Annotated in this window: 11 protein-coding genes; 8 read left to right on the plus strand and 3 right to left on the minus strand. The window is 38.6% G+C overall.

The features are described 5' to 3' along the window. Window positions 1-4 precede the first annotated feature (4 nt). From BM378_RS02740 to BM378_RS02750, 3 genes are read right to left on the minus strand one after another with little or no spacing between them, the layout of a single operon-like run. Window positions 5-493, minus strand: coding sequence for a YybH family protein (locus BM378_RS02740; RefSeq protein ID WP_074988538.1), 489 nt, complete (start codon window positions 491-493; stop codon window positions 5-7). 22 nt (window positions 494-515) lie between these two features. Next, window positions 516-1,421 carry a CopD family protein gene (locus BM378_RS02745; protein ID WP_074988539.1) on the minus strand — a complete coding sequence of 302 codons (906 nt, stop codon included), beginning with the start codon at window positions 1,419-1,421 and terminating at the stop codon, window positions 516-518. Between the two features lie 15 nt (window positions 1,422-1,436). After that, window positions 1,437-1,844 carry a copper resistance CopC family protein gene (locus tag BM378_RS02750; protein WP_074988540.1) on the minus strand — a complete coding sequence of 136 codons (408 nt, stop codon included), beginning with the start codon at window positions 1,842-1,844 and terminating at the stop codon, window positions 1,437-1,439. A gap of 226 nt (window positions 1,845-2,070) precedes the next feature. Between BM378_RS02750 and BM378_RS02755 the strand changes: the two genes are divergently transcribed. The 8 genes from BM378_RS02755 to BM378_RS02790 all read left to right on the plus strand — a co-directional run bounded on the left by BM378_RS02755 (window position 2,071) and on the right by BM378_RS02790 (window position 14,965). After that, window positions 2,071-2,757 (plus strand): heavy metal response regulator transcription factor, encoded by a 687-nt coding sequence (locus BM378_RS02755; protein WP_036972381.1) that lies wholly within the window; start codon window positions 2,071-2,073, stop codon window positions 2,755-2,757. After that, entirely contained in the window at window positions 2,747-4,147 is a 1,401-nt protein-coding gene (locus tag BM378_RS02760; protein ID WP_036972380.1) for a heavy metal sensor histidine kinase, read from the plus strand. The genes BM378_RS02755 and BM378_RS02760 overlap by 11 nt, the downstream gene beginning before the upstream one ends. A 341-nt stretch (window positions 4,148-4,488) precedes the next feature. Beyond that, window positions 4,489-5,787, plus strand: a complete 1,299-nt coding sequence (locus BM378_RS02765) for a methyl-accepting chemotaxis protein (RefSeq protein WP_036972379.1) — start codon at window positions 4,489-4,491, stop codon at window positions 5,785-5,787. A gap of 531 nt (window positions 5,788-6,318) precedes the next feature. Further along, window positions 6,319-8,997 (plus strand): TonB-dependent receptor, encoded by a 2,679-nt coding sequence (locus BM378_RS02770; RefSeq protein ID WP_074988541.1) that lies wholly within the window; start codon window positions 6,319-6,321, stop codon window positions 8,995-8,997. Between the two features lie 54 nt (window positions 8,998-9,051). Further along, window positions 9,052-10,494 carry a CehA/McbA family metallohydrolase domain-containing protein gene (locus BM378_RS02775; RefSeq protein ID WP_074988542.1) on the plus strand — a complete coding sequence of 481 codons (1,443 nt, stop codon included), beginning with the start codon at window positions 9,052-9,054 and terminating at the stop codon, window positions 10,492-10,494. 3 nt (window positions 10,495-10,497) lie between these two features. Further along, a complete protein-coding gene (locus tag BM378_RS02780) occupies window positions 10,498-11,067 on the plus strand; it encodes an RNA polymerase sigma factor (protein ID WP_083202742.1) in 570 nt (189 codons plus the stop codon). Beyond that, window positions 11,068-12,015, plus strand: a complete 948-nt coding sequence (locus tag BM378_RS02785) for a FecR family protein (RefSeq protein ID WP_074988543.1) — start codon at window positions 11,068-11,070, stop codon at window positions 12,013-12,015. 4 nt (window positions 12,016-12,019) lie between these two features. Continuing rightward, entirely contained in the window at window positions 12,020-14,965 is a 2,946-nt protein-coding gene (locus BM378_RS02790; protein WP_074988544.1) for a TonB-dependent receptor, read from the plus strand. Window positions 14,966-15,331 lie beyond the last annotated feature (366 nt).

Below are 15,331 nucleotides of genomic sequence, written 5' to 3' on the forward strand. Positions count from 1 at the left end.
CTCCTTAATTGGACCAGTGGATATGAGTGATTTTCCATCCATTGTCGGTATTTTTGAGTGTTATTGTTTCCATTCCAATACTCTTTATTTCTTTCCCTTTGTAGCTGCCTTCGGTTGAGCTTCTGGCAATTGAGAAAGCTATATCGCCCTGCGTGAATACCTGATGCTCTAATAATGTGCTTTCAACGGCTTTTAAAAATGCCATATCTGCATGCATATGGTGATTTGCGTATTCATCTGCTGAGCGTTCAATACCGCCTCCTTCAAAAATAATAACATTGTCAGCGAGTAGTTTACGAGCTGTGACTTGATCACCCTGTTTTAGTGCTTTTTTAAACGCGGTTACAGTGTGTGCGGGTTCACTGTCGATACCAACAAATAAGGTGCTTTTGTTTGGATGAGCTTCATCACCGTGTGCGTTAACAGCAAACGAGCTGAGTGCACCTAAAAGTAGCAGTGATATCATTTTTAATTGTGATGTGTTTTTTAGCATGCGTTTTTTCTCTACTTCATAGTTAAATAGGAGGGCCAACAAGTGTGGTAAAAACACTTGTTGTGATAAGTACAAAAAGCGCTATGACCATTTCAACAGCGATAGAGCCTTTTAAGGTTTCAAAATACCGTTGCCGGTTAATATTAGGGACTAAAAATAGTTTATGCCATGCGCCAAGCAAAAGCATGGCGCTGACAAGCAGTAACTTCAGTAAAATTAATTGGCCATAAGTTGAAGTAAATAATGCAGAAAATGAGTGCAGATACTGTTGTAAAAGCGCCAAGCCAGACACAAGCAATACAACGACAATAATGATGGCCATTTGTCCAAAGTGATGCATTATTTTTTCAACGTCGGTTTTGATAAGCAAGGTGCAGCTTTTAAGCAATGGCCATAATGCGCCAATCCAACAGGCTAAAGCCGCAAGATGAAAGGTCAAAATACTTTTTACTAAGGCATTTTCATTGGCACTGTGACCAGTAATAGAAAAACTATACGCAATAAGAGCCGCTATGATTAGCATAAGAGCAAAGTTGAATTTTTCTGCGTTGTTATTTTCTGCCTTCACATTCCACAAGGAGGCAACCATAAGTGCGACTAAGAAACTAACAATCCTTAAACGCGCTTGCTCGCCAATTACCGAGTACCAAACAATCTCGAGCATTGGGCGATCTAACATTCCCATAAAACCTGATTCGGCAATGGCACCTGCCTCTATTGGTGTTTGCAAAACAGCTGCTATTAAACCAACCATTAAACATTTGATTTGCCAGTGCTTCAAGAAATATAAAAACGCAGTATGCTGGTTTCCATTAAGGTGAAAATGGCTAATAAAACGTATCAGTAATGTACCTGCAAGTGCTGCTATAGCCGTATAGTTTGCTAGTTTCATTAACAGTAAAAGCAGCGACCACTCACTAAATTGCATTGTCATGACCTAAGGCTAGTGATTATGATTACCATGGCCATTTTCTGGCATTTTTGTTTTATTACTATGCTTTGTAGCATGGATCATGAAAGTGAATTCCCCTGTCATTTTATGGCCATCACCACCGAGTGCGATCCATTTTACCGTGTAATTGCCTTGCTTTAAGTGCGGCAGTGGCCAACTAAAATCACTACTTGGAGCTGCTGTAGGCTTAAAATCGAAGTCGATTGGTTGTTTATGTGCATCTTGAACGACTATTTTTGCTAATCTTACTTTTCCGCTAAACGCGAGCGATAGCTGCTCAGGGCTACTCATTAACATTGCTTTATCTTGTGGCAGAGTGTGTGTTACTGAGACATGAGCCGATGCCATAAATGGCATTGTTAGTACGAACATGAATGCGACATACTTAAAAAATTTCATAATTACCTTCTTACTTGTTATTAAAAATTAAACAGATTGCAACAAAGTGTGACGTAAAAAACGATTACTGACTCTGTTAATAAATAGAAAAACATGCCATAAGTTTAGAAAGTTGACCTGTCTTCAGCATGACGTGAACATGACAAAGTTGTAATCTTGGTGTCATGTTGCTGTTGTGATTAAAACACCATAATAATAACGGCTATGATTTTGATGAAGGATTGAAATGCGCTTACTAATAGTTGAAGACGAATTAAAAACAGGAAATTACCTAAAACAAGGTTTAACTGAAGCCGGTTTTCAAGTGTCACTAGCGCGAAATGGACTCGATGGTCATCATTTAGCCATGACAGAATTATTTGACGTAATAATTCTCGATGTGATGTTACCTGATGTATCTGGGTGGCGAATTTTACAATCACTTCGCGAAGCAAAAAAACAGACCCCTGTTCTTTTTTTATCAGCGCGAGACAGTGTCGATGACAGAGTTAAAGGACTTGAACTAGGGGCTGATGATTATTTAATTAAACCATTCGCATTTTCTGAAGTGTTAGCAAGAGTGCGCACTTTACTTAGGCGAGGCGGCACACAAAAAGTAGAAGATGTCTTAAAAATAGCCGACCTAGAAATGAATATTCCAAAAAGAAAAGTTCAACGTGCAGGCCAACGCATTACCTTAAGTAATAAAGAGTTTAGTTTACTCGAGCTATTACTGCGCCGTGAAGGGGAAGTACTGCCTCGTTCATTAATCGCTTCACAAGTGTGGGACATGAATTTTGATAGTGATACCAACGTGATTGATGTTGCAATAAGAAGGCTTCGCAGCAAAGTGGATGATGATTTTACAGTAAAGCTAATACACACAGTAAGAGGGATGGGATACAAGTTAGAGGCAATGCCTAATGCGAGTTAGCACGCGACCCTTGTCATTAACGATGCGAGTTTTGTTATTTGTAGCAATAACAATTATTGGCTGTTTCACCTTTGTGGCCTCACTCATAAATAGCTCAATAGAGCATCATTTTTTGCAACAAGACAGTGGCGAGTTACAGGTTATCACGCAATCAGTTGAGTCTGTATTATCACAGCCTTTTCAATCACAAAAACAGCTTGAAAACGCATTGTCGATTGCTGTTGTTGGGCATCATGGGGTGTACTACCAAGTAAATACGTTAGAGGGAGAGCTTGTATATCAAAGCTCCCATAATGATTTTACTGAATTAGCAATGCGCGCGAAAGCTTCTCAGGGGTTTAAAAAGGAGAACATAATTACATGGCATACAGGCAGTAAGGCGTATCGTGCATTAGTCAGTGAGCTAGAGACATCTAAACAGCATTATAAAATAGCCGTTGCGATTGATATGAGCTTCCATCTGCGCTTTTTAACCCAGTTTAAACAGAGTTTATGGGTCATTATGTTAGGCTCGGCTGTGTTAGTGTTGCTTGTCGCATGGATTGCTATACATCAAGGTCTTAACCCTTTACGTGGGTTAACTCAAAAAATGCTTGATATACAAACCAATAAAATGGATGTCAGGTTAGATCATAATAATGTTCCTGTTGAGCTTGAAAACATGGTGCAGTCTTTTAATGTGATGTTAGATAGGCTGCAAAGTGAGTTTATTCGCTTATCTAACTTTTCCAGCGATATAGCTCATGAGTTAAGAACCCCCTTAACAAATATCATTACCCAAACGCAGGTGGGCTTATCAAAATCAAGAGCGGTTGTTGACTATCAAGAGCTGTTATTCTCAAATCTTGAAGAGTTAGAAAGATTAACAAAAATGGTCAATGACATGCTGTGGCTTGCAAAAACTCAGAACGGTTTAATAAAGCCAAAACAACAAATTTTGCAAAGTCATGACGAGATAGCGTCGCTATTTGACTACTTTGATGCGTTGGCGGAAGAAGTAGGTATTTGTTTTAAAACAGAGGGTGAAAACCTGCGTTTTTACTGTGATCAGTTACATTTTAGACAGCTGTTATCAAACTTACTCTCTAACGCTATTCGGTATACCCCAAAAGGGGCTTCAATTTCAGTTAAAAGCGAAAAAGTAAGCGCAGATACAGTGTGTATTTCGGTTGTGAATCCCGGTGAGAAAATACCCGCTGAACATTTACCGTATTTGTTCGACCGTTTTTATCGGCCGGATAAATCAAGACAAAAACACAGTGATGGTGTGGGGCTCGGTTTAGCCATTGTTAAAGCGCTCGCAGAGGCCAATGATGGCGCGATAAAAGTTTACTCCGACGAGCACGAAACGTGTTTTAGTGTGTATTTAAAGTCAGCTAAATTAACGTGAGCGCACCTATCTGAGGATATTAAAACGCAGCGCTCACTGTAAAAACGCTATTGTAAAAATAAAAGCAAGAGTAAAATACTTTAATCAGTCGTGATCAAAACCCTCCAGTTCTTCGTATAACACTTTTATTAATCGTTAAAGTTAATTAATCTCTCAATGTATGAAACAGCGTTAATCACATGGGGTCGTGTTTTACACGTATAACCTCATTTCACCCGACCTTTTATGTAGTCATGCCTTACCTTTATTAAATACAGTTATTGGCAAAAAACGTAATCTTCCTAGACACTTGATTCTGAGTGCTCTACTTTTAGCGTATGTAACCTAAAGGAAACCAGTTTATGTGGTTCACTAATCGCAAGTTGCTGTCTGAAATTGCTGAATTAAAAAAGCAAACAGTTGAGTTTGAAAATATAAAGCAAGAATTGAAAGAGGAAATGCTGTACTTTTTGCTAAGCAAAGATGGCCGTATTCTCGAAGTTAATCAACTATTTGCAACCGCGATAGAATACAAAGAAAGTGAGCTTGTTGGTTTAAATTTCAATGACCTGATTGTTAAAAAGTCGCTCAAAAAACCTCACACACAAAAAATGCTTTCAGCCATAAAAAAAGTGAGCCATTGGCATGGCGCTTTGCAGCTCGTAACGCAGTCTGGGCGTGAGTTATGGCTTAGAAGTATTGTACAACCAATTAATAATGAGTTAGCTGTTTACTCGGCAGAGCTTACGCGCACTATTTCTCAATCAAGAGAAAAAGAAGATATGCTTGCGGCTTTGAGTCGTTCATCTGCGGTTATCGAATTCAGCTTAGACGGTATTATTTTAAACGCCAATGATAACTTTCTGACCTCTATGGGTTACTCCAAAAGCCAAATATTGGGTAAACACCACAGTATGTTTTGCGACCCTGAAGAAGCTAAATCGAACGCTTATAAACAGTTTTGGTCTGAATTAAAACACGGACGGTTTATTTCTGATCGTTTTAAAAGATTAGATAGTTACGGTAACGAAGTATGGTTAGAAGCCTCGTACAATCCAATTCATAACAATGATGGAGAACTCTATAAAGTCGTAAAGTTTGCAACAGTAATAACCGATCAGATGCAAAGAGAATTTGCAATATCTGAAACGGCTGGTATTGCTTATGACATTTCTAAACGAACAGATGCCGACGCTGAAATAGGGTTAGGTGTCGTAAAGCAAACAATTGTTACAGTGAATAACTTATCAAAGAAACTCGAAGTAGCCAGCGAAAGTGTTAATAACCTCGACGTACAGTCGTCTAAGATTGCTCAATTAGTCGAAAGTATTAAAGGTATTGCCGATCAAACTAATTTGCTGGCATTAAACGCTGCTATCGAAGCCGCGAGGGCGGGTGACCAAGGACGAGGTTTCTCCGTTGTTGCAGATGAAGTTAGGCAACTGGCATCAAGAACGAGTTTGGCCACAGAGCAAATAATCAACGTCGTGTCTGAGAATAAAGCGCTTACTCAAGATGCTGTAACCGAAATTGAGTCGAGTTTAGCTGAGGCCAAAGATGCCTTGGAGTTATCGAATAAATCAGGCTCTGTTATTAATGATATTCAAAAAGGGGCTAAGGAAGTTGTTGAGGCCGTCGGGCAGTTTAGAACCAGTCTTTAGGCACCAATGTGCCTAAAAACCTGTGTAGGCCAGAAAATGATAAATTTTCACTCCTGCTGCTGTAGTAGCTAAGCACTGAATATGCATGAACGAAGCCGTTGTTTTAAAAATAGATAGATTAGCGCTTTAAAGCTATAAATATACCAACTTCCTCGTTCATGTAGGGGAGCCTACAGTTATCTCTCTCGACATTACTCTTGTAAGCTCTATTTTGGAATAGAGTAAAATAAATATGCTTTCTTATGTCCTTGGCAATCAAACTATAATCTTTTTGGAATTTATACTACGTGATAGTATTATTTTAAATATCAACTAACTGATATAAAAGAAATAAATATTAATTAATCCCTTTGTAAGTTCGCCTTCTTAAAGCTCACTTTAGGAGGGTATGTGTTTTCGCTATATGTAATCTTCATAGAAAACAGCCTATGTAATAAATTCTTCATCATAAAAATTGTCTGCTTTTTGAAAAAAAAAGCTCTTTAAGAGTGTTCTGCCATTTAACTATTTAACCAGTAACACGGAATTTTTATGGACACTCTATTAAAGAAAAGCATTATTTCAAGCGCTATTTTATCGGCGTTAAGTATTACTCCCCAAGTAGCTGCACAAGCTGATGAGCAAATAAAAGATATGGAAGTGATTGAAGTTTCCTCTTTCAGACGCTCTCTTATCAAAGCAAAAGATATGAAAAGAGAGGCAATGATTGCCCGAGATTCTATTTTGGCTGAGGATATCGCAGATTTTCCAGATTTGAATTTAGCAGATGCGCTGCAACGTGTACCAGGTGTGACTATTACACGTGAAGCCGGTGAGGGAAGACAAATTTCTTTGCGTGGTCTCGGCCCTGATTTCACTCGCGTACAAGTCAATGGCATGGAGGCAATGGGAACATCATCATCTCCTATGGATGCTAAAGGCGGAGTAAGTCGAACACGTGGTTTTGACTTTAATGTATTCGCAGCAGAACTGTTCAACCGTATCGACGTGAATAAAACATTTTCTGCTGATCAAGAAGAAGGGGGGATCGGCGGAACTGTTGGTTTGTATTCAGCCAAACCATTTGATTATGACGGTGCCAAGGGGGCAATTTCAGTTAAAGGCGGTTATAACGATAATAGCGAAGAAACTGACCCGCGTTTTGCAGGCTTGCTTTCTAATACTTGGGGGAATTTCGGTGCATTAGCTTCTGTTGCTTACAGCGAGCGCTCAACAACTGAGTTCGGTACAAATACAACTCGTTGGCGTAAAGAAGGTGGAAAAATAACGGCAGATGAAAGTAACACTGAACTTCAAGCTGAATTGGATTCTACAGAGCTTTGGTTTCCAAGAGGTCATAGATACTCTTTATGGAACAATAATCAAAAAAGATTGGGTGTTACGGCCGCACTTCAATTTAAGCCAAGTGATGACGTAAGTTTAACGCTTGATGTATTACATGCGAAATTAGAAAACGAGCAAAATGAGCATCACTCTGCGGTAAAAGATAATAAAACAGTTAAAGATTTAGAGTGGATTGATAATGATGGGCAAAAGGAAGTCATCTATGCGAGTTACGCAGATGCAACGTGGCGTAATGAAAATTCAGCACGATATAACGAGTCTGTATTTGATCAATATACGCTAACTTTGGATTGGTCCTTAAATGATGACCTAAGCATGATGGCACTCGTTGGAACGAGTTCTTCAGATTTTGATCAACCACGAGTTCAAAAGTCTAATATTCATGCAAAAGGTAAAGTTGACATTATTACTGATTTTACCCAGGACAGATTTTATGGCCTTAGCTACTCGCCGGATTTTAATACGACAAGCCGTGATCAGTTCGAGATAAAAGATATTTACCTTCAAGAAGACTACATAACAAATGATTTTGATACAGCTAAAGTTGATTTCACTTATTTAGTAGGTGACTCCGGCACAGTGAAGTTCGGGTTAAATTATAAAAAGTTTGAAAACAGTGCCTACCAACTTACGCAAAGTAACGCGCAAAATATTGCGAATCAAAATACAGGTATTCTTACTTTAGACGATAACCTTGTAAACGTATTTACTCAGCATCCTGATCATCAATGGGTACAAGGCGATTTAAGTGCATTACTAGATTTTTATGGTTTATCTAACTATCGAATCGACGCCTCAATGCTAACTGAAAATGACAAATCTCCAGTAAGTGAAACAACCCAGGCTGCTTATGCTGAGTATCAATTTGAAAGTTCTATAGCAGGTAAGCCTTTACATGTTAGTGCTGGCCTGCGTTACTTTGATACAGAAATTAAAGCGTCGGGTATCTCAAATGGTATCGATATTGAGTCAACGCGAAACTACTCAGATATATTACCTACCTTAAACATGGTTTATGAGCTAGATGAAGATATTTTATGGCGCTTTTCTGCCAGTAAGAACATCACTCGTCCTTCACTGGGCTCGTTAAGTTATAACGCGACAGTGTCTCAAACTTCCGGTGAGGCGATTACTAGCGTGAATATGGGTAATCCTGAACTAGAGCCGTTCGAGTCAGTGAGCTTTGATACCTCGTTTGAATGGTACTTCGAAGATGTTGGCTACGCATCAGCTGCTTTTTACTACAAAGACATTGATAACTTTATTGTAAGTACAACAACGGAAGTTGTGTATTCATCTTTAGGTTTACCCGCAGAACTGCTACCTGCGGATAAGTCGATGGACAGTATATTTTACTTACAACGGCCTGAAAATATGGATTCATCAAAAATCAAAGGCGCTGAAATTGCATTCTCTAGAGACTTTGATTTTTTAAGTGCACCATTTAACAACTTGGGTATCGTCGCAAATTATACCTATGCCGATGGTGAAGCTATGTATCGTGACATTTACGGGGTTGAAGGTAATAACCAAACTAAGCCATTCACAGGCCTCTCAAAAAATAGTTATAACTTTACTCTTTATTACGAAGTTGACTCATGGGGAGCGCGCGTTTCAGCTGCTTATCGTAGTCCTTATATTGCAGGAGCGTCATCAAGTGGTGATCAAGATGAAAGTGGCTTCCATAGTACAACATATATTGATTTTTCAGCATTTTATCAGTTAACAGACAGTGTAAAGTTAAGCCTTGAAGGTATTAATTTAACTGATGAGCGCGAAGAGTTTTATAGCGACTCACATGACAGAGCGTATAACACGACGACAAGTGGACGTACTTATATGCTCGGCTTGACAGCTGAATTTTAACTTTATTTAAAAGCCACAAAACACCTGTTTTGTGGCTTTGCTGAGATTTTTATAATGATTAATCGATATACGCTTTTTTTTGTAACTTTTATTTCTGGCTGTTCAACTCATTCTCCTCAAAGCCAGAATGAAGAATTTATCATCCCTGAAGGAGAAAGGACTTGGCTAGCCGGTGATCATCACATCCACGGTAAGTACAGTGCAAAGTGGAACTTAGAAACAAGCCCTCCGACTCCAATTCTCTTTGGCGACGCACATTATTTTACTGCGCTCAATGCGACGATGGCGAAAATGCATGGTTTAGATTGGATGGTGACGACAGACCATGGTGGCCCCGGGCACAGTAAACTGAATTTAGAGCAGGCTTACCCAGAATTGCTAGATTCAAGAAAGGCTGTTCCGCAGGTATTACAGTTTTATGGTATGGAGTTTGACATGCCATCTGCTCGTCATGGCAGTTTAATTATTCCAAAGAGTGAAAAAGAGGCTGCACAACTTTTCGAAATTGAAAGTAAATTTAATCGTCGAGAAGTATCACCTCATGAGTATTTAAGAGGTACGCAAGCGTTTATGCTCAAAGCGCTTGAGTATATGCAAACAATGTCACCCAAGCCCATATTGGCAGTTAACCACCCCTCACGACAAGCACCAAAACTAAATGTGTTTACTAAAGTAACGCCTGAAAAGATGCGTCAATGGCAAGATGCTGCACCGGATGTTATTACTGGTATGACTGCAATTCCAGGTCATCAGGCTGCAAGTATTAACCCTGATGGTTCAAATGACCCCACAGCCGAACGTGCTGAATATTATGGCTACCCAACCCATGGTGGAACAGATCAAATGTCGGCGATTGTAGGGGGTGTTTGGGATAGTTTATTGGGTGAGGGGCGCAAATGGAGTGTCACAGCTGTTTCTGATAGCCATGCACATTACACTGAAGGGCGCACAGACTTTTGGCCAGGAGAATATGCGAAAACATATGTGTATGCTAAAAAAGATTACGCTAGCGTATTAGAGGCATTTAGAGCAGGAAATGTGTTTATAACTACAGGTGATCTCATCGATAGCTTATTTGTCTCTGTTTCACAAGGTGAACAAAAGGCACAAATTGGAGAGTCACTAACGAATAATAACTCAGCTCCTCTTGTCGTAAACATTGCATTTAAAACCCCAAAACAAAAAAACTTTAATGGTGACTCCCCCTCTGTAGCAAGAGTAGATCTAATTTATGGTGAGGTATTAAAGGATAAAAAGTTTATTAAGCAAAACATTAATCCAACAACAAAAGTAGTGAAGCGCTTTTATCCTAAAGACTGGAAAGAGCAAGGCGATTATCAGGTGATGTCTTTTACTTTACCCTTGGGAACGAAAAAAGGTTATATCAGGGTTAGAGGAACTAATCTTCTCAACGAATTAGAACCAGAAGTTGATCTAAAAGGTGAAAATCCTTGGGATGACTTATGGTTTTATAGCAACCCTGTGTACATAAAGTAACTTATGAAAATGCAGAACTATAATCGACAATACAATTGTAATATTGCTGTTGTATTGTCGCAAACAAATCCCAAAAGTGTAATCAAAATGCCTGAAGTTGAAGAGCCACGTGAGCAGCAGTCTCTTTCAGAAAGTAGTCAATTACGAAGGTACTTATCTCGAAGAGCACAATGCTCAGATGAAGCGGCGGATATTTATCAAGAATCAGTTGTTCGTGTGCTAGAGCAGGCTAAAAAAAGCCCTATCTCTAATCCTATTGCTTATGCTATCAGCATTGCTAAAAATCTTTTGTCTCAACGAACACCACATAATGATGATGGAATTGAAGAACTTTCAACAACTCAAACAAATCCAGAGCTAAATTTACAAAGAACACAAAAGCTAGAGTTAATTTATCAAGCATTAGAGAGAATGCCAGAGCAGCGCCGGCGTGTTTTTGAATTAAGAAGGTTACACGGAGAAAGTCGAGAGTCTATCGCGAATCAACTGAATATCTCATCAGAAACCGTGACACGTCATATATCAAGAGCAATGGTCGATATTCAGCGCTACCTAGATGAAAAGATAAAGTAAATGCCAATAAAAGACACTCAAAAAATGAATGAGCATGTGTACCAAGAAGCCGCATTGTGGATTGATACGCTCGCAGATGGAAAACTCGATGATTTACAAAAACGCCGGTTTATGAAGTGGCTTGATTTAACACCACAGAATAGGCAGATTTTTGAATCTATGTTAGCAACATGGCAAGACCCTGATATTGAAATTGCTTTTAAACAGTTGAAGGCAATAAAAGCAAAACCTAAATATCAATTTGGTATGCTAGTCGCCTCATTTTGTAGTGCTATTGTATTGTGCTTTGCCGTATTTTTTTACCCCAGTCAGCAAACGCCAGAAGCTTATTTATTAACGGCTAAAAATCAGTCTGTAACATATAAACTTTCAGATGGAAGCCAATTAGAATTGCAAACATCGGGCGCAATTAAAGTTGCGTACTCGTCATCAACTAGAGAGCTTCTACTCCAAGACGGGCAAGCCTATTTTTCTGTTGCAAAAGATAAAAACCGGCCCTTTATTGTGTCGACTGATTTTGGTGAGATAAAAGCTGTAGGAACCCAATTTAATGTCGATACACACCCGTCTTTTGCTGAATTAACGGTGTACGAAGGCATCGTTGAAGTGAAGAACAGAGTAAATGGTCGTCACACGCTCGTAAAAGCAGGTGAGAGGGTTCGTATTGAAGCTGAATTAACGAGTGAGATAAGTAAAGTTGATCTAGCAAACATCGTTGATTGGCGTTCAGGGTGGATTGAAATATCAGATCAAAACTTGGCATATTTGATTGAGCATTTAAATAGATATAGTAAAAAGAAAATAATTCTAAAAACAACGCAGCTAATGAACCAGAAAGTAGCAGGTCGCTTTCGTCTAGATGATACAGACCAAGTTGTAGATATGTTGAGTCAAATGTACTCACTAAATATCTCAGAAAACAATGACTACCTCATATTAACGCCATGAGATTATGCTAATAAAATATTGGGTATTGGGATTATTATTGCTGTCGAGTGGGGCATGTGCGTCACAGCTGAGTCAATACCAGGTTAGGTTTGAACAGCAGTCTTTAGAGGAAGCTGTAAACTTGTTTTCTCGAACTGTTGAACAGACAATTTTATATGATCCTAACCTTATTCAAGGTTATAAATCAGGCCCAGTTAGTGGAACTTTTACAGCGCGACAGCTAATTTCTAAATTACTTAAAGAGACGCCACTGTGCGCGAGTGAAATTAATTCTGGTTGGGTATTGTCAATTTGTCCTAAACAAAAAAAATCACAACCTTCTTCCGTGCCTGTGTTAAAAAACACTTTCGTCTCTCAAAGCTCGCCTATTCCCGAAGAAATCGTTGTTATGGGATTTCGCGATTCATTAAAAAAGGCGAGTGAGCTCAAGCGACTGGCATTAATCTCTCAGGATTCAATTTTAGCAGAAGATATTGCTGATTTTCCGGATTTAAACTTGGCTGATTCTTTACAGCGAGTGTCAGGTGTTTCTATCACGCGGGAGGCAGGAGAAGGAAGGCAAATATCATTAAGAGGACTTGGACCTGATTTTACAAAAGTAACAATCAATGGCATTGAAGCTCTGGGCATGACCTCATCGCCAATGGATGCTAGAGGAGCTGTATCACGTACTAGGGCATTTGACTTTAACTTATTTTCAGCTGAATTGTTTAGCCAAGTTGATGTACAAAAATCGTACGTCGCTTCCATGCTTGAAGGCGGAATAGGCGGTAATGTAACGTTAAGCACCCCCTTACCTTTCGATTTAAAAAAGCCCGTTAGTATTTTTTCATATCGACATGGTATCAATTCAAATAATCCGCAATCAGATCCCCGAGTATCTATGATGTATTCTGGTTTATGGAATAACTGGGGTGGATTAATTTTAACGACATACTCTGAAAGGAACGCTACAGAATATGGAACAAATACAACTCGTTGGAGGCAAGAAAATAAACAGTATGTTGGTAAACTAGCCCACCAGCAAGAGTACCTCGATAGATTAGGTTTATGGTATCCGAGGGGACATCGATACTCCTTATGGAATAACAATCAAAAAAGGTTGGGAGTTACAGCTGCATTTCAATTTAAGCCTAACAGTAAATTCGAGACTGCAATACACCTACTGTATAACTCGCTAAAAAATGACTTAGATGAACATCATCTTGCGGTTAAAAATAACAACCGCGTAGCAAATGTAATCTGGGAAGAAAACAATACTGAAAATGAAGTAATTTATGCAGAGTATCCAGATGCATCATGGAGAATTGAAAACCGTAAAGATTTTAATGAGTCAGTTTTCAAGCAAATTTCAATTGATACACATTACACTGTAAAGAATGATTTGAGTTTGAACCTTGTTATCGGGGCAAATGACTCAGACTATCAACAGCCTAAATTAAATAAAGTTAATATTATTGCGGATGATCTACATATCATAACTGATTTTAGGCAAGATCCTTTTTATGGTACTAGTTACTCACCTAATTTTGATACAACTAATCCTTCAAAATTTAAAGTAAAAGATCTCTATTTTCAGGAAAATTATGTCGACACAAATGTATTTAACTCAAAAATAGAGCTTATTTACGATGTGAATCATGAGGTAGAGCTGCAATTAGGCCTAACTCATAGTACTTTAAAAAATTCAGGGCATGACCGAGTATTTTCTTATTATCCGGCTGCTGAATCAGCAGAACATGGTGAGAGTGGGTTATTGTCATTGAAAAACACACAGGTGTTTAGCCAACATCCAGATTTGGAATGGGTGGAAGCCGATATCGATGAAATTCAATCTTATTATGGCCTAAACGATCTTTCATTGAGTTCTGAGTATGTTATACCCTCAACAAATTTTAATGTGGAAGAGAAAACAAACGCTTTCTATGCAGTATTAAAATCAGAAAATAACACTGATACTTACCCTATAAACTACCAAATAGGCCTGCGTTGGTTTCAAACAGATTTAAGCTCTATTGGGCTTTCAAAAGGTAATCTAACTCAACGTGATAGAAGTTACGCAAAATGGCTGCCTAGCTTCAACGTGGTTTGGGACTTTGCAGATGAGATGTTGCTGAGATTTGGAACGAGTAAAAATATTACACGCCCTTCGTTATCTGATTTGTCTTATTCTGCGAATGTTTCTCAAGCATCGAGAGCGGAAGGTGAAATTGGGAATATTTCAATTGGAAACCCTGAACTAAGCCCGTTCGAGTCTGTGAATATTGACTCGTCCTACGAATGGTATTTTAATGATCAAGGCCTTTTATCATTTTCATTATTTTATAAAAACATAAATAACTTTGTCATTGAACAAGTCGATTTGATCAAATACAGTGAATTGGGGTTACCACCCTCATTATTACAAAGTGGGGACTCAATTGATGACTTATTTATGGTTTCAAAACCAGTTAACTCAGACTCATCCACCATAAAAGGCTTCGAAGTTTCATTAATAAAAGACTTCGATTTCTTACCTTCCCCATTTAGTAATTTTGGTATCAATGCAAACTTTACTTGGGCAGATGGAAAAACCCTTTATCGCAACGTACAAGGCTCCGGTAAGAACCAGTTCAAAACATTCGCGGGCTTGTCAAAACAAAGTTATAACCTAACTTTTTATTATGAATCCGATGATTGGGAAGCGAGAGTTTCATCGGCCTATAGGAGCAACTACATACTTTCAGTAGAGTCTGGTAATACAGACCAAGATGAGTCTGGTTATCATGCTACAAACTATATTGACTTTTCGGCGAAGTATAAGCTTTCTGATCAACTTGAGCTCACATTTGAAGGTTTGAATCTGACGGATGAAAGGCAAGAGCTGTATAGTGATTCTAATGATCGTGCTTATAATACAACTAAAAGCGGTCGTAGCTTCTTTTTAGGATTTACGTTGAAGTTAGACTAACTTTGCAAGATATAAGTGCTTAATAAAAGACCCAATTAATTTATTAACTCCCTTTTGTGTATTTAGTTCTCTTAAACATCTACAAAGCCTACTTTTAATACTTCTGTGTATTTAAAAACCTAATTTTTAACCTTCAAGTGCTTTACTAGTCTCACTGTCTAATTAGGTTGGTATTTCCTGACTACAGTTAATCATTCAATCTTGAATGATTAGAGAGTGATGCGGGTGTGTTGTTTGATCTAGATCTGAGTTCACTCTGATAATACGAGTGAGGGAATTGTATGCAAATATACTTTTCTATTTTGGTAATGCAAAGCGTATTGCCAACGATAATGTAAGGCGTGGCTTGAGGGCAATGAAGGAGTA

Source organism: Pseudoalteromonas lipolytica, assembly GCF_900116435.1.
Lineage (GTDB): Bacteria > Pseudomonadota > Gammaproteobacteria > Enterobacterales > Alteromonadaceae > Pseudoalteromonas > Pseudoalteromonas lipolytica.